Annotated in this window: 20 protein-coding genes and 5 pseudogenes; 12 read left to right on the forward strand and 13 right to left on the reverse strand. The window is 69.6% G+C overall.

Annotation, left to right across the window (positions count from 1 at the left end; all coding sequences use genetic code 11):
- Positions 1-52: 52 nt before the first annotated feature.
- Positions 53-334 (reverse strand): annotated as a pseudogene (locus GA0070618_RS21610) (transposase); the annotation flags it as partial.
- 124 nt (positions 335-458) lie between these two features.
- On the opposite strand from GA0070618_RS21610, the gene GA0070618_RS21615 reads away from it, so the two are divergent.
- Positions 459-1,064: a hypothetical protein gene (locus tag GA0070618_RS21615; RefSeq protein WP_088983267.1), complete on the forward strand. Its 606-nt coding sequence runs from the start codon at positions 459-461 to the stop codon at positions 1,062-1,064.
- Positions 1,065-1,112: 48 nt separating this feature from the next.
- Here the strand turns inward: GA0070618_RS21615 and GA0070618_RS21620 are convergent, their stop codons facing one another.
- Positions 1,113-2,018, reverse strand: a complete 906-nt coding sequence (locus GA0070618_RS21620) for a Rossmann-like and DUF2520 domain-containing protein (RefSeq protein WP_088983268.1) — start codon at positions 2,016-2,018, stop codon at positions 1,113-1,115.
- Positions 2,019-2,160: 142 nt separating this feature from the next.
- Here GA0070618_RS21620 and GA0070618_RS35575 point away from each other — a divergent pair, with 142 nt between their 5' ends.
- The 3 genes and pseudogenes from GA0070618_RS35575 to GA0070618_RS21630 all read left to right on the forward strand — a co-directional run bounded on the left by GA0070618_RS35575 (position 2,161) and on the right by GA0070618_RS21630 (position 3,657).
- Complete coding sequence (locus tag GA0070618_RS35575; RefSeq protein WP_414467531.1) at positions 2,161-2,355, forward strand: 3-methyl-2-oxobutanoate hydroxymethyltransferase; 195 nt, start codon at positions 2,161-2,163, stop codon at positions 2,353-2,355.
- 68 nt (positions 2,356-2,423) lie between these two features.
- Positions 2,424-2,771: pseudogene (locus GA0070618_RS35370) on the forward strand (3-methyl-2-oxobutanoate hydroxymethyltransferase); the annotation flags it as partial.
- A complete protein-coding gene (locus GA0070618_RS21630) occupies positions 2,710-3,657 on the forward strand; it encodes a cyclase family protein (protein WP_088983269.1) in 948 nt (315 codons plus the stop codon). The pseudogene GA0070618_RS35370 and the gene GA0070618_RS21630, both read left to right, overlap by 62 nt.
- Before the next feature lie 265 nt (positions 3,658-3,922).
- On the opposite strand, the pseudogene GA0070618_RS21635 reads toward GA0070618_RS21630, so the two are convergent.
- The 4 genes and pseudogenes from GA0070618_RS21635 to GA0070618_RS21650 form a co-directional block, all read right to left on the reverse strand.
- Positions 3,923-4,445, reverse strand: a pseudogene (locus tag GA0070618_RS21635) (transposase); the annotation flags it as partial.
- A gap of 119 nt (positions 4,446-4,564) precedes the next feature.
- Positions 4,565-5,221 (reverse strand): response regulator, encoded by a 657-nt coding sequence (locus GA0070618_RS21640; protein ID WP_088983270.1) that lies wholly within the window; start codon positions 5,219-5,221, stop codon positions 4,565-4,567.
- Positions 5,218-6,549: a sensor histidine kinase gene (locus tag GA0070618_RS21645; RefSeq protein WP_088983271.1), complete on the reverse strand. Its 1,332-nt coding sequence runs from the start codon at positions 6,547-6,549 to the stop codon at positions 5,218-5,220. The genes GA0070618_RS21640 and GA0070618_RS21645 overlap by 4 nt, the downstream gene beginning before the upstream one ends.
- 41 nt (positions 6,550-6,590) lie before the next feature.
- A complete protein-coding gene (locus GA0070618_RS21650) occupies positions 6,591-8,600 on the reverse strand; it encodes a serine hydrolase domain-containing protein (RefSeq protein WP_088983272.1) in 2,010 nt (669 codons plus the stop codon).
- A gap of 192 nt (positions 8,601-8,792) precedes the next feature.
- On the opposite strand from GA0070618_RS21650, the pseudogene GA0070618_RS35220 reads away from it, so the two are divergent.
- Both GA0070618_RS35220 and GA0070618_RS33600 read left to right on the forward strand, forming a co-directional pair.
- Positions 8,793-8,894, forward strand: a pseudogene (locus GA0070618_RS35220) (hypothetical protein); the annotation flags it as partial.
- Between the two features lie 143 nt (positions 8,895-9,037).
- A pseudogene (locus GA0070618_RS33600) lies at positions 9,038-9,768 on the forward strand (condensation domain-containing protein).
- Here GA0070618_RS33600 and GA0070618_RS21665 read toward each other — a convergent pair.
- Both GA0070618_RS21665 and GA0070618_RS21670 read right to left on the reverse strand, forming a co-directional pair.
- Positions 9,735-10,631 (reverse strand): MBL fold metallo-hydrolase, encoded by an 897-nt coding sequence (locus GA0070618_RS21665; RefSeq protein ID WP_088983274.1) that lies wholly within the window; start codon positions 10,629-10,631, stop codon positions 9,735-9,737. The pseudogene GA0070618_RS33600 and the gene GA0070618_RS21665 overlap by 34 nt on opposite strands.
- A 6-nt stretch (positions 10,632-10,637) precedes the next feature.
- Positions 10,638-11,879 (reverse strand): MFS transporter, encoded by a 1,242-nt coding sequence (locus tag GA0070618_RS21670; protein ID WP_088983275.1) that lies wholly within the window; start codon positions 11,877-11,879, stop codon positions 10,638-10,640.
- Between the two features lie 93 nt (positions 11,880-11,972).
- Between GA0070618_RS21670 and GA0070618_RS21675 the strand changes: the two genes are divergently transcribed.
- From GA0070618_RS21675 to GA0070618_RS21695, 5 genes are all read left to right on the forward strand, one after another.
- On the forward strand, positions 11,973-12,188 hold the full coding sequence (locus GA0070618_RS21675; protein WP_088983276.1) for a hypothetical protein: 216 nt from the start codon (positions 11,973-11,975) through the stop codon (positions 12,186-12,188).
- On the forward strand, positions 12,175-13,497 hold the full coding sequence (locus GA0070618_RS21680) for an amidase (protein ID WP_088983277.1): 1,323 nt from the start codon (positions 12,175-12,177) through the stop codon (positions 13,495-13,497). Before GA0070618_RS21675 ends, GA0070618_RS21680 begins: the two co-directional genes overlap by 14 nt.
- A 29-nt stretch (positions 13,498-13,526) precedes the next feature.
- Positions 13,527-14,099 (forward strand): TetR/AcrR family transcriptional regulator, encoded by a 573-nt coding sequence (locus GA0070618_RS21685; protein WP_088985716.1) that lies wholly within the window; start codon positions 13,527-13,529, stop codon positions 14,097-14,099.
- A 260-nt stretch (positions 14,100-14,359) separates the two neighbouring features.
- The gene (locus GA0070618_RS21690; protein ID WP_231931402.1) at positions 14,360-15,451 is read left to right on the forward strand and encodes an IS630 family transposase; all 1,092 of its coding nucleotides are present in this window, start codon (positions 14,360-14,362) and stop codon (positions 15,449-15,451) included.
- Between the two features lie 8 nt (positions 15,452-15,459).
- On the forward strand, positions 15,460-15,828 hold the full coding sequence (locus tag GA0070618_RS21695; RefSeq protein WP_197701574.1) for an alpha/beta fold hydrolase: 369 nt from the start codon (positions 15,460-15,462) through the stop codon (positions 15,826-15,828).
- Positions 15,829-15,949: 121 nt separating this feature from the next.
- Here the strand turns inward: GA0070618_RS21695 and GA0070618_RS21700 are convergent, their stop codons facing one another.
- Both GA0070618_RS21700 and GA0070618_RS34310 read right to left on the reverse strand, forming a co-directional pair.
- Positions 15,950-16,261: a hypothetical protein gene (locus tag GA0070618_RS21700; RefSeq protein ID WP_197701575.1), complete on the reverse strand. Its 312-nt coding sequence runs from the start codon at positions 16,259-16,261 to the stop codon at positions 15,950-15,952.
- Positions 16,215-16,829 carry a site-specific integrase gene (locus tag GA0070618_RS34310; RefSeq protein WP_197701576.1) on the reverse strand — a complete coding sequence of 205 codons (615 nt, stop codon included), beginning with the start codon at positions 16,827-16,829 and terminating at the stop codon, positions 16,215-16,217. Before GA0070618_RS34310 ends, GA0070618_RS21700 begins: the two co-directional genes overlap by 47 nt.
- Positions 16,830-16,999: 170 nt before the next feature.
- Here GA0070618_RS34310 and GA0070618_RS21710 point away from each other — a divergent pair, with 170 nt between their 5' ends.
- On the forward strand, positions 17,000-17,326 hold the full coding sequence (locus GA0070618_RS21710) for a DUF4158 domain-containing protein (protein WP_157748973.1): 327 nt from the start codon (positions 17,000-17,002) through the stop codon (positions 17,324-17,326).
- A gap of 504 nt (positions 17,327-17,830) precedes the next feature.
- Here the strand turns inward: GA0070618_RS21710 and GA0070618_RS21720 are convergent.
- The 3 genes from GA0070618_RS21720 to GA0070618_RS34320 are packed head-to-tail and all read right to left on the reverse strand — an operon-like array spanning position 17,831 to position 19,013.
- Entirely contained in the window at positions 17,831-18,550 is a 720-nt protein-coding gene (locus GA0070618_RS21720; protein WP_088983280.1) for an SGNH/GDSL hydrolase family protein, read from the reverse strand.
- Positions 18,547-18,765 (reverse strand): hypothetical protein, encoded by a 219-nt coding sequence (locus GA0070618_RS34315; protein WP_197701577.1) that lies wholly within the window; start codon positions 18,763-18,765, stop codon positions 18,547-18,549. The genes GA0070618_RS21720 and GA0070618_RS34315 overlap by 4 nt, the downstream gene beginning before the upstream one ends.
- Positions 18,762-19,013, reverse strand: coding sequence for a hypothetical protein (locus GA0070618_RS34320; RefSeq protein ID WP_197701578.1), 252 nt, complete (start codon positions 19,011-19,013; stop codon positions 18,762-18,764). Before GA0070618_RS34320 ends, GA0070618_RS34315 begins: the two co-directional genes overlap by 4 nt.
- Positions 19,014-19,040: the final 27 nt, after the last annotated feature.

Consider the following 19,040-nt stretch of genomic DNA (forward strand, 5'->3'; position numbering starts at 1 on the left):
CGATGCAAGGATGCGCGGAGGCGACTCGCCTCCGCGCATCCTCAACAGGTCTGCCGACCGCGATCAGGGCGTGGACGTTGACCGTCCGGCCGTGTTCGCGGACCTTCATCGTCAACGCGACCATCCACACGAACGTGTAATGCCCGGCGTCGAGGGGCCGGTTGCGGAACGCCTCGACCTGGGCGTCCAAATGCTGCGCCATCTCCGACACCTGCGACTTCGACAACTGCCGGATCCCGAGCTGCTCGACCAGTTTCTCCACCCGCCGGGTCGACACCCCGAGCAGATACGACGTCGCCACGACCGACACGAGGGCCTGCTCGGCCCGCCGCCGGTGCGAGTGATGACATCTGACAGTGACGGTCTGCTTGCTGAACGTGGGAGTGGTTTCCTAGACTCGGAATCTACGTAACGAGAGATCTAAACGCCTCGATCTGCGGCTTTGGATTGGTGTCAGAATGCGCAAACGGGGGATCGGCGCATGGGTGACGGCCGCACTGGTGGCCTCCGCCCTGACCGTCGGTGGGGAAGGTCTACGTGCCGACGCGCACGCGAATCAGACGGCCGCAGCTGCGGCGGACAGCGTCGTCGACAGCATGACCAAGCCGTTGTACCGCAGCCGGATGCCGTACGGCGGCTGCGAAAAGACACTGTTCACGCGGTGGTACAACGAGGACGAGAACGCTGTACGCACCTACGGATTCGCCTCCGACGGCATCGTCGTGCACATCGCTCCGGAGCCCGGACCCGGTCTTGTCGGGATTCACTACCTGTACCGGCCGGGCCACGGCGACCGCATCTTCACCACCGACACCGCCGAGCGGGACGCCTTCCTCGCCGCCGGGTGGCGGGACTACGGTACCGACTTCCACGCCAGCCCGTCCGCCGGTGCCGGACTCCTGCCCGTGTACCGGCTCGTCAAAGGCGAGTGCCACGGATACGCGGTGGGCGACACCGAGAAACAGCGCATGCTGACCGAGGGCTGGACGTACGAAAAGGTGGCCTTCCATGTGAGTGCGTTCGCAGCGAGGCGCCCCTCATCCGAAGGGCGCCAGTCGGACTAGCCGATCGACTCAAGGTACCGAAAGCCTTGGAACTCGCAGGCTAGAGAATCAGGAACCGCAGTTGCACCGTCGAGTCGACGCGGCCCGACGATCCGGGCGGATTGCGATGGCGTCCATGAGTCGAGCGGCGGTGACGTCGGACAGGATGCCGGCGTGGTGGGCACGTTCGGCAGTCCGGTGGGCTAGCGTGATGTATGCGTCGGCTGCTGGATGCCGGGTCTGCTCCAGGGTCGCGACATGCCATTCGAGCGTGCCGACATCGCCGCGCGCGATGGGGCCGGTGAGCCCGTGGTCCCCAGCGTCGAGGGCGTTGTCGAGGGCGGCCCTCAGGAGCGGTTCGAGGACGTCCTGTGGGTGTGTGATGCCACCCGCTCTGAGCATGTCGCATGCATCGTTCACGAGGCTCACCAAATGATTGGCGCCATGGACCAGCCCGAGATGATAAAGGGGTCGTTGTTCCTCCCGAAGTGATTGCTGACGTCCTTTCAGGTCGCCCTCGATCAATCGGCGGAGTGGCTTGAGCAGGTCGGGTTGGGCGGTAACGGTGAAAGTAGTTCCGGGGAGGCGGTCGAGGTCAGTCAGTTGACCGGTGAACGTCATCGCCGGATGCATCGACCCGATCCGCAGCCCGCGATGCTGAAGGGGTTCGAGTGCGCCCAACCCGTGCACGACCGAGGTGTGCAGCACAGTTTGTCCCACTCGCAGCGAGGGAGCGTCCGCCAGTTCTCGAGCAGCCTGTACGAGCGCGTCATCGGAAGTGGTCAACAACAAGAGGTCCGCGTCCGTGGCCGCAGCGAGAGACACGAATGAGGCGTCGGGGAGCAGGCGTCGAGCACGAGCCAGGGAGCGGGGGGACCTCGCCACAACGGTGATGTGGTGTCCAGCCCTGGCCAGCGCCGCCCCGAGCACGGTTCCGACGCGTCCAGCGCCGATGACGGCAACGTGCAGTGGCATAGCCGTTGTGAGCCCTTCCGCCGAGGGAACTTCCCGTCACGTCCCACGCCGGGACAGCGACACTGGACCTCAGATGTCCTGCTAACGTGGCCGAGGCACTATATAAGCTGGCCAGCTAGGACGCTAGACTAGAAGGGCGCCCATGTCGGGAGGGTTCGGCTCGCTGTACGGCGTCAGGGGGCGGCGGTTGACCAGCCGGGACCTGGCGGCCGCGAAGAAGCGCGGCGAGCTGTGGGCAATGCTGGCTGCCTGCGACGCACTTACTGCCAGGGTCTCCGACGAGGTCGGGGTACCCGCGCTGCTGGTGGGTGATAGCGCGGCGTCGCGCGCTTCATGAAGGAAGGCCGCGCACAGGCTGTGAAGCTCGAAGGGGGCCGGGCGGTCCTCCCGTAGGTCGAGACACTCGTCACCGCGGGAATCCCCGTGACGGGCCACGTCGGGCTGGCCCCGCAGTCGGTGAACGTGCTGGGCGGATACACGGTGCAGGGACGAGGTGGGACGGGTGAACGTCTGATCCAGGACGCTCGCGACCTTGAGGCGGCCGGCGCGTTCGCCGTCGTACTCGAGGTTGTGCCCGCCGAGTTAGCGAAGCGCATCACGGCCGAATTCGCAATCCCAACGATCGGCGGCAGTTCATCGCCGACGTCTCGTCGAGGAACTACCCTGGAGAGGATCATGCATACTCCTGAGCATGCATGCCGAGCTGAAGAACCTCCTCGCCGGATCACCCACCAACTGGGCACGTTGGGGTGAAGCCGACGAGGTGGGCTGCCTCAACTATCTCGACCAGAACGCCATCCTGCGGGGCATTCGAACAGTCCAGCAAGGGAAGGTCTTCACCCTCCAGGCAACCATGTGCGACCCGAACGGCGACCCCATGTGGCCCGCCCGCCAGCAACCCCAGCGAGCGAACGTCCAGGACAAGAGCACCTATCGAGACGGAGTAAGCCGACCCTTCCAGGGCGGCCTGGAGTACGCCGACGACACGATCTCCATGTACCTGCAGGGAACAACACATTACGACGGCCTGGGACACGCCTGGTACGACGACACCACCTGGAACGGACATCACGCCGATACAACGATCGGCAGCATGACCCACGGCGGAGTCCTGCCGATCGCTGAACGCGGCGTCGTCGGCCGCGGTGTCTTGCTCGATATGGCCCGCCATCGCGGCAAGACCTGGCTCGACGCCGACGAAACCTTCGACCACGAGGACCTTACTGCTTGTGCCCAACAGCAGGGTGTAGCACTGGAACCAGGTGACATCCTGCTGATCCGCACCGGGTCGATGGCGCGCTACCGACACGACCCGAAGGCCTATGCAGACAAGCTCAACGAGCCCGGGCTTACCTACCGCCCGGGCATCGTCGAGTGGTTCGACACCATGCAAGTCCCCAACCTGATCACCGACACGATCGCCAACGAGGTACTCGACGATCCGGCCGTACCGGCGAAACTTCCACTTCACGCGGCGCTCATGCGCAACCTCGGCGTCGTGTTCACCGAACTAGCATGGCTAGAGGATCTCGCTTACGACTGCGCCCTCGACGGGCAATACAGCTTCTGCTACATCGCCGCCCCCCTCAAAATCGTCGGCGCTACCGGCGCACCAGCAAACCCCGTCGCCATCAAATGAAGGCACATCGGATCGGCCTACCCTTACGGCCCGGCCATCCACCACCGAAGGAAACCCCGCCTCTCGAACGACCCGTGCAGCCGACAATATTCCTGAAACCCTTTCTCGGCAGCCGCGACGTCCGGTCATCGGCTACTTGTTCCATTGACGTACGACCGTGGCCCGGATTCGGTTGAGGCGCCCGGGCTGTCGCTCTCTCATCGGCTGCCCACGCTGGTCTGGCTCGGGTCTGTCAAACGAACGGTGTAACTCGGGTTGTTGATGACTACTTGCGGCCTGCGGACAGGCGTCCGTCGAAGGCGATGTCGAAGGCGTTGAGGGCGGGTCTCCAGCGGATGGTCCACCGTCGGCGGCCCTGTCCGGTCGGGTCCAGGCTCATCACCGCTAGGCAGACGCACTTGAGTGCGGCGGCCTCGTTCGGGAAGTGGCCGCGGGCCCGGACCGCGCGGCGGATGTGGGCGTTGACGCTCTCGATGGCGTTGGTGGAGCAGACGACGGTGCGGATCTCGGCGTCGAAGGCCAGGAACGGCACGAACTCCGCCCATGCCTGCTCCCACAGCCGCACGATCGCTGGATACCGGTCGCCCCAGGTTTCGGTGAACTCGGCGAAGCGGGCTCGGGCGGCGGCCTCGGTGGGGGGCGGTGTAGACCGGCCGCAGGGCTTTGGCGATGGCGTCCCAGTGCTGTCGGCCGGCATACCGGAACGACGCCCGCAGCAGATGGATCACGCAGGTCCGCACGACCGCTTCCGGCCACACCTCACCGATGGCGTCGGGCAGGCCCTTGAGCCGCAGGAGGTCGATGTGACCCCGCTTGGTCAGATAGGCACTCCGCACGCTGACGATCTTTCGCCGGACCATTTCCGGATGTCAATGTGCCGCCCGTCCGCATCACACCCGTCGGCGCGTCAGCGCGGCACGACACCGTTCTGGTATGCCCAGACGACCGTCTGCAACCGGTCCCGTACACCGATCTTGGCCATCGCCCGGCCGAGGTGCGACTTGACGGTGCTGGTCTCGATGAACAGCTCGGTGGCGATCTCCACGTTCGACAGACCCTGGGCGAGCAGCCGGACGATCTCGGCCTCCCGCGCGGTGAGCTGGTGCGCGGCCACCGCGTCGGTACGCGGTGCGGCGGTGCGGCGGGCGAACTCGGTGATCACCCGGCGGGTGACCGCCTGGTCGACGAGCCCGTACCCGCCGGCCAGGCGGCGTACCGCCTCGATCAGCTCCTCGGGTTCGCAGTCCTTGAGGATGAACCCGCTGGCGCCGGACTCCAGCGCGCCGAAGACGTACTCGTCGAGGTCGAACGTGGTCACCACGAGCACGGCGGGCGGCGTCTCGGTGGCCTCGCCGACGATCCGGCGGGTGGCGCTGAGCCCGTCGCCGCCGGGCATCCGGATGTCCATGCAGATCACGTCCGGCCGGTGCCAGCGGGCCAGGTCGACCGCCGCGTCGCCGTTCGACGCCTCGGCCACCACCTCGATGTCCCCGGCCTGTTCCAGGATGACCCGGAACCCGGTCCGCACCACCGCCTGGTCGTCGACGAGCATCACCCTGATCATGTCGGGTCTCCCTGCGCGGTCGCCGTCGCGGCGCGGGCGACCTCCGGTGCGGTCGGCAGGTGCACCGTGACCGCCCAGCCTCCGTCGGCGGTCGGCCCGGCGGTGAACTCGGCACCGATGAGCTGTGCGCGTTCCCGCATGCCCACCAGGCCCACGCCGCCGGTGGTGCGGGTGGCCGGCTCGGGCCGCCGGGGCGGCGGGTCGTTGCGTACCTGGAGCGTCACCCGGCGGTCGAGGTAGCGCAGAGCCACCCGGACCGGGGCGCCGGGGGCGTGCTGGCGGGCGTTGGAGAGCGACTCCTGCGCCACCCGGTAGAGCGCCACGTCGGCGATCGGCGGCACCTCGCGCGGTTGCCCCTCGCGGACGAACTCGACCGGGCCGCCGAGGTCAGCGGCGGTGCGGACGAGGTCGTCGAGGACGGCCAGGCCGGGCACCGGGACCGTGCCGTCGCCCGCGTCCGTCCCGGTCCGTCCGCGCAGCACCCCCACCACCAGTCGCAGGTTGTCCAGGGTCTGCTTGCCCTGGGCGCGGATCCAGGCCACCCCGGCGCGGGCCGCCGCCGGGTCGCGGTCGATCAGTCGCTCCACCGCCGCCGCCTGCACCACCATGCCGGAGAGGTGGTGGGCCGCCACGTCGTGCAGCTCCCGCGCCATCCGGGACCGTTCCGCGCCGATCGCCGCCTGCACGCCGGCCTGCTGCGCCCGGACCGCCTCCTCGGCGCGTACCCGGACCAGCTCGACGTAGCGCCGGTAGGTGGCGACGTAGCCACCGACGAAGGCCGCGCCGAGGTAGGTCAGGGCACTCGCGGTGAGGCTGCCGAGCGTGGCGAGGAGGATGTCGGGGGCGACGAGGACAGCGGTGGCGACCGCGCCCGCCGTCTCCGCCACCGTGGCGACCCCCGCGATCAGCAGCGCCGTCCGGACCGGCCGCAGCGTGCCGACGGTGTACGCGGCGACGAACGGCGCGAGGCCCCGGATCGACAATTCCGGCAGGAACAGGCCGATCACCACCAGTTGCAGGGCGACGACCAGGGCGAGGCAGAGCAGCGGACGGATCCGACGCAGGCAGAGCAGCACCGCCTGCACACCGCAGAGCACCAGCACCAGCCAGGCCCGCGCCGGGTCGACGGCGAGACCCTCCGCCGGTGCGACGATCCAGAACAGCATTGCCAGCAGCAGCAGGGTGGCCACGGTGACGGCCGCCGCGAGCAGGCCGTCCCGGGCGAACCGGCCGGTCACGCCGAGCCGGGTGAGCCGCTCGTCGAGCCGCCTGGTCAGCCGGGGCGTCCGGGGCGTCGCCTCGGCCTGCGGATCGGGGTGGGTGCTCATGCGGTGGACTTCCTTGCTCCGGTCCGTCCCGGATCGACGCGTCAGTAGGAGATGCTAGGCGCGAGCAGCATGAACTCGACCGCGAACCAGCCCGTACCGGCCAGGGCCAGCAGGATCAGGGCGCTGGCGGCGACCCGGTGCCAGCCGACGCGCCGCCGTACGTCGTCGACCAGCCGCACCCCTGCGGGCAGCACCCCGAGCAGGCCGATCACCTGGAGCACCTGCACGGTGCGCAGCGAGGCGGCGGAGACCTCCTGCAACCCCATGATGGCCGCGATGTTCACCACCCAGCCGATCAGCGCGAGCAGCGCACCCGCGACCGCGACGCGGCTGAGCACCCGCACGGTACGCCCCGCCGGATCACGGCGTGGCCGACCGAGCACTCGTCGGAGGAGGGCACCGAACGGCCAGGAGAGCACGGTCAGCGCAAGCACCAGCACGGAGGCACCGAGCACCGGTACGACCACCGCCGTGGCCCGTGCCGGCTCGACCGGCAGCAGGGCGAACGCGGAGTCGTGGCTGATCGCCGTCACCCGGTCGTCGGTGACCCGCATGGCCAGCGTGCGCTGCCCGCCCACCTCGCGCCAGACCCAGGGAGCCACCTCCTCGTACAGGGCCGGGGTGGCCGACAGCGGGCCCGGCTCGAACAGCAGCCGGTGGTCGTCGGCGACGCTGACGGTGGTCCGACCGACCAGGCCCATGGTGGTCAGGAAGTTGCTGCCGAAACCGCGCGAGTCGGTGTACGTACCGGCCGCGGCGGCGGCGTGCGCGGCGCTGGTCTGCGCGTCGACGCCGGCCGGTCGCTCCGACGTGCCCGGGAAGTAGCGGTCGGCGAAGCCGTTCACCACCGCCTGGCGCAGCTCGTGGCTGTCCAGCTCGCCCCGGCCGCCGCCGTTGAGCGAGAGGAAGATGCCGGCCCGCTCCCGGGGGTAGATCTGTAGGTGCGAGTGGAAGAACATGGTGTCGCCGCCGTGACCGAGGATGTGTCGGCCGTTGCGGCTCTCGTCGAACAGCCCCAGCGCCATCCGGGGGCCGTCCGCGAGGGTGCCGAGCGAGGTGGCGTCGAGCCCGGGACGCTGCATCAGCTCGCGGGTGGCGGCGTCGAGCAGCGGACCCTCGCCGACCGGTTCGCCGGTCAGCGCCAGCATGAACCGGGCCATGTCGGTGGCCGGTGCGCTCAACGCGCCCGCCGGGGGAGTGCCGACGATCTCGAACGGACCGGCGACACCGGCAGCGTCGTAGCCGCTGGCCATCCGGTCGGCCAGGGCCGGGGGCAGCGGCTGCCCGAACGTCGACGACGCCATGCCGGCCCGGGCCAGCACGTTGCGGTCGACGTACTTCTCGAACGGCGTCCCGCTGACGTGCTCGACGATGTATCCGGCCAGCGCGTTGCCGTAGTTGGAGTAGGCGGGCACGGTGCCCGGCCGGTATATCTGCTCCGGCGGGTCGGTGGCCAACGCCGCGCGCAGGTTCGGGCTGCTGCCGTCGAGGCCGATCAACCCGGCGACGCGCTCCTCGAACCCGGCGGTGTGGGTCAGCAGGTGCCGCAGCGTGACCGCCTCGTCGTAGCGGCGGGGCAGCGTGAAGTCCAGGTACTCGTCGACGTCGGCGTCGAGGTCGAGATCGCCGCTCTGCACGAGCTGGAGGACGGCGACGGCGGTGACCAGCTTCGACACCGAGCCGACCCGGAACAGGTGCCGGTCCGGGTCGACCGGTACCGGCTGGCCGGTGCCGGTGCCGGTGTCCGCGTGGCCGTAGCCACGGGTGGTGAGGATCTCGCCGTCGCGGACGACGGCGACGGTGGCGCCGGGGATGCCGGTCCGCTGGAGCGCGGCGGGCAGCAGGCCGTCGAGCCAGGCGTCGACGTCGGCCGCGTTCAGCGCGGCCGGGTCGGCCGGCGCGCCGGGAGCGGGTGGCGTGGGAACGGACATGGCGGTCGGTGCGGTGCCGCACCCGGCGGCGGTGGCGGCGACGGCGACCGTCGCCACCAGAGCCGCGCCGAGCCGGCGCAGGCGGGACGCCCGGGGCCGGGCGGGATCTTGGCGAAGCATGTCGGGCTGCTACCTTCCAGGCCGATCGGGTGTCCGGAGGGATCCGTGCGGCGTCACCCGGTGCCTGGGAAAAGCCTGCGGGACCGGGGGCGTGGTGCCATCTGGCGCAGGACGGCATTCTGCCTACGACCTTCGTCGGAAATCGAGCTCGTACCCGGCACCGCCGCGTACCTCGTGCACTCGACCGTGCGGGTGCGCGGGCCGTTGAACGTCGAGCTGCTGCGGGCCGCCGTCGACGCGACCGCCGCCCGGCACGACAGCCTCCGCATGCGGTTCACCGAGAACGCCGACGGCGAACCCGTCGTGCACGTCGCCTCCGACGTGCGGGTGCCGGTCACCGTCACCGCCGCACCCGGCGAGGCCGACGCCCGCGAACTGGTGGCCACCTCGGTACGCACCCGTTCAACCTCGACCTCGACGTCGCGCCGCTGGTGCGGGTGCTCGTCGTCCGGCTCGCCGACCAGGAACACCTGGTGCATCTCGCCATGCACCACATCGGCAGCGACGGCTGGTCGCCGACCCTGCTGCTCGACGAGATCGCCGTCACCTACGGCGCACTGCGCGACGGCACGCCGGCACGCCGGCAGTCGACTACCTGGAGTACGCCGCCTGGCAGCGGGACCGTCTCGACGGACCGGCCACCGGGGACGGGTTCGCCTACTGGACCCGGACACTGGCCGGCGTACCCGCGCTAAAACTGCCCACCGACCGGCCCCGCCCGGCCGTGCAGTCGTACGCCGGTGGCACCCACCGCTTCGCCCTCGACGCCGACCTCACCGACGGACCGCGCCGGCTCAGCCGCGCCCACCGCGCCATCCTCTACATGACCCTGCTCACCGGCCTGCAAGCGGTGCTGTTCCGTCACAGCGGCCAGCGGGACTTCGCCATCGGCTCGCCGGTCGCCGGCCGGGTGGTGCCGGAGCTGGAGAACCTCGTCGGTCTCTTCGTCAACACCCTGGCCCTGCGCGCCCACCTCTGCCCGGTCGCCGCGACCGCCGACACCGCGAGAGTTGCTCGGCGACTTCCTGTTCGGTCATGCGTCGCGTTCGCACTGGTCGCAGGAATCCGGCCGAGGGATTGCGACACCCCGCGTATGCGTGACTTACGCACAGCCGAGCCCGATCAGCCGGTGGATCAACTCGATGCCGGGACTGCCGCATTCGCCTGATGCCCGAGGCGGTAGGCGTCGCCCTCAGGCAGCACGTGTCCGCCGGTCGGAGCGGGGAAGTGGCTGCCCAGTAGGAGGGTGCCGGTGCCGGCGAGCGAGGCGAGCAGCCGTCGGCGGGTGGCCTCGGCCCGGGTTGCGTCGATGTCGACGCAGGAGCTCAGCGAGGGATGGGCCAACTGGACGGGGTGGTGGACGGCGTCGCCCGAGATCAGTGCTGTCTCTCCCGCACTGCTGAGGTGGACGGAGATGTGGCCGGGGGTGTGGCCGGGGGTGGGAAGCAGCCGCAGCCCCGGGGCGATCTCGATCCCGTCGTCGGGGACCTCGACGGGCTCGAGCAGACCGGCCTGTTCCACCGGGAGCACCGAGTCCTCGAACATCTGCCGGCGCGGCGCGTCCATTGCGTACCCGGCCCAGAAGTCGCGCTCCACGCGGGAGGTGATGTGGCGGGCGTTGCCGAAGGTGGGAACCCAGGTTCCGTTGACCTCGTGGGTGTTCCAGCCGACGTGGTCGGTGTGCAGGTGGGTCAGCACGACCAGGTCGACGGAGTCCGGCGTGAACCCGACGCTACGCAGGTTGTCCCGGTAGGTGGTGTCGAGGTTGTGCCAGGCCGGGTTGGCGCGGCTCTTGCCGTTGCCGATGCCGGTGTCGACGAGCACCCGCAGTCCTTCGGTCTCGACGGCGAAGCTGTGGCTGTGCAGGCGCAGTTCGGCGTCGGGGCTGGCGAAGTCGGGGCGTAGCCAGTCCTGCCGGGCGACCAGGTCGGGGGTCGCGTCCGGCAGCAGCCACTGCCCGGTCTGTGGGGCGAGCAGCAGTTCGTCGATGCGGTGGATGGTGATGGAGCCTACGGTCCAGGTGGCGGTCATGGCGCTTCAGTGTCCTTCGGTGTTGGGGATCGAACGGGGAGCCAGGGCGAGCACCACCGAGGCGGCGAGTCCGAGCAGGACGGTGCCCACGGCGTAGACGTGCGTGGCGGTGGCGAGACCGGACGTGCGGGCGACGGCGCCCACCGCGACGGCGGGCAGGCTCATCGCCAGGTAGTTGACGATGGAGCACACGGCGACGACCGCGGCTCGGTGGCGCTCGCCGACCGGTGCGGTGATGATGCGTACGCTGCCCTGGTTGACCATGCCGAACGCGGCGCCGGCCAGTACCGCCCCGCCGAGCAGCGCGGGCGGTCCGCCGCCGTGCAGAGCGGCCACGGTCAGTACCGCGGCGAGGGGTACGGCCAGGCTGCCGACCCGAACTGCCGCGCGGGGTGCCGCTCGGGTGAGCAGCACAGCCGGTACGGCGGTGACCGTCACCGCGAGGAAGATCAGGCCGCCTGCCGCGAGGGGCAGGTCCGGGGCGATGTGCAGCAGCAGGGACGGGCCGAGCGAGGAGTAGAAGCCGCCGAGCGCCCAGACCGCCACCATCGCCGCGGCCAGGATCCGCAGTTCGCGGCGAGCCGTCGCGGGCACCCGGAGCTGACGGCGCGGTGGGGCCGAGCTGATGTGCGTTGCGCCGGTCGTCGCAGTCGCGGTGGCGGGGGTGGACGGCCGCATGGAGCCGGGCGGTCGAAGTCGCGGCTCTGGCCCTGTGAGGAGCATCGCTGCCCCGGCGATGAATAGGACCGCCAGCGCGAGGTAGATCATCACGGTGTTCTCAGGGCGGAGGTAGACGAACACGGTCGCGGCTACGACGCCGAGCGCCATCCCTGCGGGGGGTGCGACGCTGTTGGCCAGCGCACCGCGTCCCGGGCGACCGGGGGCTTCGAGGTCCAGCAGGGCGGCGCCGACCGCCCCGATGGCCACGCCGGTGGCGATTCCCTGCACGGCCCGCGCGGCGATCAGCAGGCCAGGCCCGGCGGCAACAGCCAGCAGCAGCATCGCGACCGCCTGGACGATCAGAGCGATCACGGTGGCCGGTTTACGGCCGTAGCGGTCGGACAGGGTGCCGGCGAGCAGCAGCGCCAGCAGCAACCCCACGGGGTAGACGGCGAAGACGACGCTGATCGTGAGTTCCGAGAGTTTCCATTGCTGCTGGTAGAGCGGGTAGAGCGGGGTCGGCGCGCTGGAGGCGGCCAGCAGTGCGATGAGCACCGCCGCGTACCGGGGGAACAGTCCCGCTGGCATGACACCTCCACTTAAAGCTATCCGTTTGCGTTAGTGGACCGTAGCCCCTATGGTTCCCTAACGCAAACGGATAGCTTTAAGTGGAGGATGCGCATGACCACCCCCCTCACGCCCCCGGAGGCGGCCGCTCTCGCCGCCCGTGCCGGGCTGCTGGTCGAGGAAGCCCGGCACGCCGGGCTCGCGGCGGCAACCAACCACATCCACGACGCCGTCAACGTCCTGCGGGAGCTCGACTTCGGCGACACACCACCGGCCTTCGTGTACGAGGCCGGCACACGTCAACAGAAGGATGATCATGCAGCTGCCTGACCTGTCGCTTACCGAACTCGCCGCGGCGATCCAGGCTCGCGAACTCTCGCCCGTCGAGGTGGTCGACGCTGTGCTGGAGCGCGCCGAGCGCACGGAACCCCAGCTCAACGCGTACTCCGCGATCGACGCCGACGGAGCACGCGAGGCGGCGCACGCCGCCGAACGCGCGCTGGCCGCCGGCCGGGACGCTGGCCCGCTCGCCGGCATCCCGGTCGGCATCAAGGACCTCATCGACATCGAGGGCAGACCCACCGGTGCGGGCTCCGGGGTGCGCGACGGCCACCGCGCCGAGAAGGACAGCGCGGTGGTGTCGAGCCTGCGCGACGCTGGGGCGATCATGCTCGGCAAGACCCACACCCACGAGTTCGCCTACGGTCTGATCACGCCGCAGACGCGCAACGCCGTCAACGGCGACAGGGTGGCCGGCGGATCCAGCGGAGGGTCCGCGGCAGCCGTGGCCGCGGGCAGCGCCACCTTCGCCCTCGGCACCGACACCGGCGGCTCGATCCGCGTCCCGGCCGCCCTCAACGGCGTGGTGGGCCTCAAGCCCACGTACGACCTCGTGCCCCGCCAGGGCGTCACGTCACTCTCGTGGTCCCTGGACCACGTCGGACCGATCACGCGTACGGTCGCCGACGCCGCTCTCGCCCTCTCCGCCCTCACCGGTCGCCGCGCCGCGCTGCACACCGATCTGCGCGGAATTCGCGTGGGCGTGCCGCGGAACTACTACTTCGACCGGCTCGACCCGCAGGTCGAGAGGGCGGTGCTCGCCGCCGTCGACAAGCTCGCCGCGCTGGGCGCCACCCTCGTCGACGTGGACATCCCGATGACGCGCTACCTCGTCCCTGCGCAGTCAGTGATCATGCTGGCCGAGGCGAGCGCCTACCACGAGCACACCCTGCGCGCCGCCGCCGACCTGTACGGCGAGGACGTCCGCGGCCTGCTCGAAGCCGGCGGGCTGCTGGGCGCCGGCGAATACCTGCGCGGCCAGCGTGCCCGCACCCTGGTCCGGGAGGCATGGTCAGGGCTGTTCACCGAGGTCGACGTCCTCGCCGCTCCGACCGTGCCGGTCACCGCGGTTCCGATCGGGCAGGAGAGCATCGTCTGGCCGAATGGGGAGGTAGAGAGCGTGACGGACGCGTACGTGCGGCTCTGTGCTCCCGCGAACCTGACCGGTTTTCCGGCTCTGAGCGTTCCGGTTGGCTTCGACGAAGACGCCCTGCCGATTGGCCTGCAGCTGATCGGAGCACCCTTCACCGAGGACGTCCTGCTGCGCGTCGGTCTGGCCCACGAGGAGGCTACCGGTTAAAGCGAAACGTTTGCCTTAGGCTGGTGACCATGAGCCGCAAGCCCATGGCACGCCCCGGTGGCCGCAGCACCCGCGTCCAGAGGTCGGTACACGACGCGGTGCGCGCCCTGCTGGCCGAGACCGACCGCGACAACCTGACCGTCCCGATGATCGCCGCTCGGGCCGGTGTCACCCCCTCGACCATCTACCGGCGCTGGGGTGACCTGCAGGAACTGCTGTCGGACGTGGCCGTCGAACGGCTGCGGCCCGAGGCGGCGCCCGACGACCACGGCTCCTTCACGGAAGATCTCGCCGCCTGGGCCGAGTCCTTCCTCGACGAGATGTCCTCACCACCAGGGAAGGCCTACATCCGGGACGCACTGATCGGCGATCCCGACGGCACCAACGCCGGGCAGTGCTCCGCCTACGCCGCAGAGCAGATCAACATCATCCTCGCCCGCGCCACCGAACGGCAGGAACCGACACCTCCCCTGGAGACGGTCATGGACCAACTGGTCGCGCCGATCATGTACCGCATCCTGTTCCGCCCCGACGGCCTCGGCGAAGCACACCTGCGCACCCTGATCGACCGGGCGACCAACGCCGGCGGTCAAGAGGGGTGAAGTGAGGTTGGGGTAGGGAAACGGCTCAGGTAGTCGCGGGCAAACGACACGGGGATCGGGTCCCGCCAGTACTGGTGTGGCAGGCGGGCGATGCGTTGATCCGATCGCTCAATTGCCGTCCGCGATGCAAGTACCTGTTGGCGGCTTGACGGGAGCCGGCTAGCGCCTCGTCTTGGAACGTTGATCGTGTAATCCGTCGATTCTGAGGATCTGTCGGGCACGCTGTCTCCCAACGGTTCGACCTTGGGAGGTGGTGGCCGGTGGGCAGACGGCCGGAGGTGTTCGTCCGGCAGGTGTCGATGGCCGAGGGTCAGCGGTTGCAGCGGGTCACCCGGACCGCGAAGGACCCGGTGAAGCTGCGGCGGGCGATCGTGGTGCTGATGTCCGCCCAGGGACAGCCCGCTCCCGACATCGCTCATCTGCTGAAGGTGACCGAGGACTACGTGCGGGACGTGATCCATGCGTTCAACGAGCGGGGGTTCGACGCGCTGGACCCAAAATGGAGCGGGGGCGCACCGAGACGGATCGATGAGCAGACCCGTGACTGGATCTGTGTCATCGCCCGGTGCGACCCCCGTTTCCTCGGCCGGCCGTTCTCCTGCTGGTCGCTTGCCAAGCTGCGGGACTACCTGATCGACGCCGGCTACGTCACGACGGTCAGCGTCGAGACCGTGCGCCGTGTCCTGCACGAACGTGGAGTGTCCTGGCAGGCCACCAAGACGTGGAAGGCCAGCACCGACCCGGACTTCACGGCGAAGACGCGCCGGATCCTCGACCTCTACGACCACCCGCCTGTCGACGGCAGGGTGATCTGCGTGGACGAGTTCGGACCCCTGAACCTGCAACCCCGACCCGGCCGCGGGTGGCGACCCGCCGGACAACCGGTGCGACTACGGGCCACCTACCGGCGTGACCAGGGCGTGCGGCACATGATCGCCGCCCTCGACCTGGCCACCGGACGCCTGCACTACCGGATCCGTGACCGGAAACGCTGGCGCGAGTTCCTCAGCTTCCTCAAGACCCTGCGCCACCGCTGGCCCGACCAGCACCTCTACCTGATCCTGGACAACTTCTCCCCACACAAGCACCCCGAGGTCCGAGCCTGCTGCGCCGCCAACCAGGTCGACCTGGTGTTCCTGCCGACCTACGCGTCCTGGCTGAACTGGATCGAGGCCGAGTTCGCCGCCGTGCGCTACTTCGCCCTCAACGGCACCGACCACCGCACCCACCCGGAGCAGGACGCCGCCATCGGCGCCTACATCCGATGGCGCAACCAACACGCCCGACCGAAAACCGGGTTCGCGATCAACTCCAAGATCCGCCGCTTGGATTACCCGTTCAAGGCTGCGTGACGAGGCACTTGTACGTCCTCGACCTGTTCACTCTGGACGCCACCCGTGCCCAGTACGAGGGCGCTACCGCCGAAACCGAACTGATCGCCCCCGAGGGCTGGCTGCTCGACCAGCACTTTCTCGACCAGTCCGGCCGCAAGCACGCGCAGCGCGTGCTTGCCTACGACTACAGGAGCAACATCGCCGCCTACCCCGACTGGCAGGCGTGGCTGCGCAAGCACAGGCCGCCGACTCTGATCACCTGGGGCAGCCGCGACCCGTTCTTCCCCGAACCCGGCGCGCTTGCCTACCTTTCCGACCTGCCGGACGCCGAACTTCACCTGTTCGACACCGGTCACTTCGCCCTGGAGGACCACTTGCCGAAATCGCCCCGCTGATTGCCAACTTCCTCACCCGCACCTGGGCCTGACTGGCCCGTTTGCACTCGTCGTAGGGGCGTGACCGAGATGCGCGCCAAAGGGGCAACGGGATGATCTTGAAGCTCTGATCTGCTCGGATTTACGTGCGGTGCCGTGCAGCGGGGTCGCGTTCGGCGACGTGCCGGGCGATCGAGTCGATGCCGGGACGGGCGTACCGCTCCAGGGAGCGGACGGACGCGTGGCGGGAGCGGGCCAGCAGCATCGGGGTGGAGGTGCCGTCCTCCGCGTCGTGTGTCAGGGCACTGTGGCGGAGCCGGTGAAGCGTCCAGCCGTCCAGGTCCTCGATGTCGTCGGGTGAGGCGAGGGAGCTGGCCAGCAGCCGGGTGCTCTCCTCGAAGATCTCCTCAGCGCGGCGGTAGGAGAGGCGGGCCCGGCCGGTCTCCGGGCACACGTCGAGCGTCAGTGTTCTGGCCGGAGCCTTGGGTCGGTGAGGAACAGCGGGCCGCGGGTACGGCGGGCGATGAGGCGGGGCAAAAGCCGGGCGGTCCCGGACTGCCAGTGAATCCACTCGGTCGCCCCGCCCTTGGCCGTGATCTTCCCCGCTTGTCCTGCGGGTACAGGTCTTCCACGTTCAGGCACAGCACCTCGTCGGCCCGCGCGGCGGACTCGTAGAGCATCTTCCACTGTGTTTTTTCCCGCAGCGCGGCGTCGAAGCGCCACAGGGCAGCGATCTGGTTCTCCGCGAGAGCCTTGGTGCGGGCCGGCGGCGCCGGCCTCCGCTCGATGCTGATCGTCGGATCGCTCTCGATCCAGCCCTGGCTCTGCCACCAGCCGATCGCCTGGCGCGCGATGGACAGCTCCCGGTTGACGGTGTCGGCGTCCATCGCGTCAGCCCGCGCCGCCGCCAGCTCGGCCAAGACCTCCGGCAGTGCCGGGTCGTCGATCCCGGCGACGGGGAAGACTGGCGGCTTCGCGCCCCGGCGGCCGGGTCCGGTCGGCGCCGGTTCACCGGTGAGCATCCATCCCCACGTCGTCAACGAGATCCGGTAGATACGCGCGGAGGACTTCGCGATGCCCGCGCCGGTGAGGTAGCGCTCAACCGCCGCGGTGTATGACGCGGGCGGGTCGGACAGAGGTACGACCCGAGCGCGCGGCAACCGAAGTGCGCCCCCGCTCCCGAGCTGCCGTGATGATGACCCGCTGGTGGGGAACGGCCTTCGTTGAAGTGGCGGGCACCGCGATGGCGCGTGATCTGGGGCTGGACGAGGTCGTGGACCGCTTCACGCTGAACGGCGAGGAGACCGGCTGGCTCCGCAACAAGACCGGCGTCACCCGGCTCGGCTTCACGGTTCAGCTGAAGTTCCTGCTCTGGCGCGGCCGGTTCCCGAGGATGCGGCTGGATCTGCCTACTGACGCGGTCGAGCGCGTCGCCCGCCAGGTGGGCGTCGCTGCCGGCGAGCTGACGGCGTACGACTTCACTTCCCGGACCGCCCAGCGCCATCGCACCCCGCAGTGATCACGGTAGGGACTCCGCCGCAGTAGGTCCGGCATTTACTGCGGCATCTCTCACCGCAGCCCTGAGCGTCAAGCGGTGCTACACGCCACCTGGCCGTAGCTATACGAGAACAGGGCCAGAACGGAAGGCGCCTGCCGGTACTCGGCAACGGCGAGACGGGGCCGCACCCTGCGCCCGTAGCCAGCGCATTTGTCCCGGGCCTCGGACGAGCAGCACACGGCGTCTTACCGATCGACACCGAGCTGCTGCCCGAAGCCATCGACATCCAGCACGGGCAGTGCCTCCCGAACTGCCCAAGAAGCGCTGCTTCTCGTCATCGACAGAGCCACCGGCTCGCCGAATGGGGTCGCGGTCAACGACAGCAGCCGCCACGGGACCGTGACCCAGGTGCCCTCGCGCTGGTCACGCAGCCAGACGAGCCGGATGGCGTAGGCGTTGACCGCCTGGATCGGATGCCACCTCCGCGCGGTAGATGGCATCCGACTGGCCGGGCGCCGGAACCAGCTACGCGCTCTGGGGCAGCAGACCGGCGTCGATGACCTCAGCGATAAGGGCGGCGCCGCGGCTGTTCTGGTGGATGTGGTCGGTCGTGAGCACGAGACCTCGCCGCCGCGAGATCGTGTCGAGGCTGCGACGCAGCACTGCGTGCTGGACGAGGACGCCGACGACCGCTGCGGGCGTCACCTCCCGGTATGAAATCGGCGGCGGGTCCGCTTGGCGCAGTTCCTCGATCTGGCGTTCGTGAAGCGGAAGGTAGGCCACCTCGTTGGTGGCGGCGACCTCGGCGATCATCCGGCTGTACGCCTCCGATGCGTGTGCCGCTGCTCCGTCGAGTTGTTGGCCGAGTACCGGTAGCGACAGCAGACCGATCGTCGCGTCGGTCTCCGCTCGCAGCCGTGCGACGACGGCTCCCAGGCACTGTTGGAACCAGCCGGCCGACGGGCGATCGGGGAGCTGTTTGCGCTTCATGGCCTGCTCGACGGGGTAGCCGGCAAGGCTCGCTCGGGCGTCGTTGGTCCCGATCAACACGGTGATCACATCGGGTGGGTTCGTGACGACAGCATCGAGGCGCTGCAAGAGGTTGTAGGCGAAGTCGCCGTTGGCGCCGAAACGGGCAAGCTGCACGTCACCGGGAGGGCGGCGTCGTCCGAGTAGATCCAGGTAGTCGACGCTGAACTGCGCGCGGGTGAGGCTGTCGCCGAGGCACGCGATGCGTGTCCTCACGGCGCTTCCTCCGGGCTGGGCGTGCCGACGCATTCGGTCGGGCGGGTGTCGGTCCGAGGACGGTGGTCGGTGCCGAGGGTCGCAGTGATGGCCAGGATGGACGTCGGCCCCTCCATGTCAACCACGTGCCATACCCCGGCCGGGTTGATGGTGGCCTCGCCCGGCCCGAGCAGAACGCGGTCGGGCAGCCCGTCCACGTCGCGGGTGACCGTCACGGACCCGCTGAGGCAAACGACCAGTTCGTCGCCTGCTGGGTCTCCCAATGGTCGCCGAGCCCGTCGCCGTCGAAGATCATCACCATCCGGCCCTTGGCGCCGTCTGCCGCGACTGCGGCGCTGTAGGCCTGGAGCACCTCCGGGTCCCAGGTGAAGCCCTCGACGGGTTTCGCTCTCGATCCCAGTCCGAGGTGCACGGGGGTGGTCCGCAGGTCCATGGCATTGCGTTCGTGGTTGACGAGTCTCATGCCGACGATCGTCCACGCCAGCGATCG

Source organism: Micromonospora echinospora (assembly GCF_900091495.1).
Taxonomy (GTDB): Bacteria; Actinomycetota; Actinomycetes; order Mycobacteriales; family Micromonosporaceae; genus Micromonospora; species Micromonospora echinospora.

What these genes read in the sequence shown, in the direction of transcription:
- GA0070618_RS21645 (WP_088983271.1), bottom strand. Translation starts at nt 6,549, where the DNA reads ATGAGCACCCACCCCGATCCGCAGGCCGAGGCGACGCCCCGGACGCCC.
- GA0070618_RS21650 (WP_088983272.1), bottom strand. Translation starts at nt 8,600, where the DNA reads ATGCTTCGCCAAGATCCCGCCCGGCCCCGGGCGTCCCGCCTGCGCCGG.
- GA0070618_RS21685 (WP_088985716.1), top strand. Translation starts at nt 13,527, where the DNA reads ATGAGCCGCAAGCCCATGGCACGCCCCGGTGGCCGCAGCACCCGCGTC.
- GA0070618_RS21670 (WP_088983275.1), bottom strand. Translation starts at nt 11,879, where the DNA reads ATGCCAGCGGGACTGTTCCCCCGGTACGCGGCGGTGCTCATCGCACTG.
- GA0070618_RS34320 (WP_197701578.1), bottom strand. Translation starts at nt 19,013, where the DNA reads ATGAGACTCGTCAACCACGAACGCAATGCCATGGACCTGCGGACCACC.
- GA0070618_RS21620 (WP_088983268.1), bottom strand. Translation starts at nt 2,018, where the DNA reads ATGCCACTGCACGTTGCCGTCATCGGCGCTGGACGCGTCGGAACCGTG.
- GA0070618_RS21665 (WP_088983274.1), bottom strand. Translation starts at nt 10,631, where the DNA reads ATGACCGCCACCTGGACCGTAGGCTCCATCACCATCCACCGCATCGAC.
- GA0070618_RS34310 (WP_197701576.1), bottom strand. Translation starts at nt 16,829, where the DNA reads ATGCTCACCGGTGAACCGGCGCCGACCGGACCCGGCCGCCGGGGCGCG.
- GA0070618_RS35575 (WP_414467531.1), top strand. Translation starts at nt 2,161, where the DNA reads ATGTCGGGAGGGTTCGGCTCGCTGTACGGCGTCAGGGGGCGGCGGTTG.
- GA0070618_RS21680 (WP_088983277.1), top strand. Translation starts at nt 12,175, where the DNA reads ATGCAGCTGCCTGACCTGTCGCTTACCGAACTCGCCGCGGCGATCCAG.
- GA0070618_RS21710 (WP_157748973.1), top strand. Translation starts at nt 17,000, where the DNA reads ATGATGACCCGCTGGTGGGGAACGGCCTTCGTTGAAGTGGCGGGCACC.
- GA0070618_RS21640 (WP_088983270.1), bottom strand. Translation starts at nt 5,221, where the DNA reads ATGATCAGGGTGATGCTCGTCGACGACCAGGCGGTGGTGCGGACCGGG.
- GA0070618_RS21630 (WP_088983269.1), top strand. Translation starts at nt 2,710, where the DNA reads ATGCATGCCGAGCTGAAGAACCTCCTCGCCGGATCACCCACCAACTGG.
- GA0070618_RS21675 (WP_088983276.1), top strand. Translation starts at nt 11,973, where the DNA reads ATGACCACCCCCCTCACGCCCCCGGAGGCGGCCGCTCTCGCCGCCCGT.
- GA0070618_RS21615 (WP_088983267.1), top strand. Translation starts at nt 459, where the DNA reads ATGCGCAAACGGGGGATCGGCGCATGGGTGACGGCCGCACTGGTGGCC.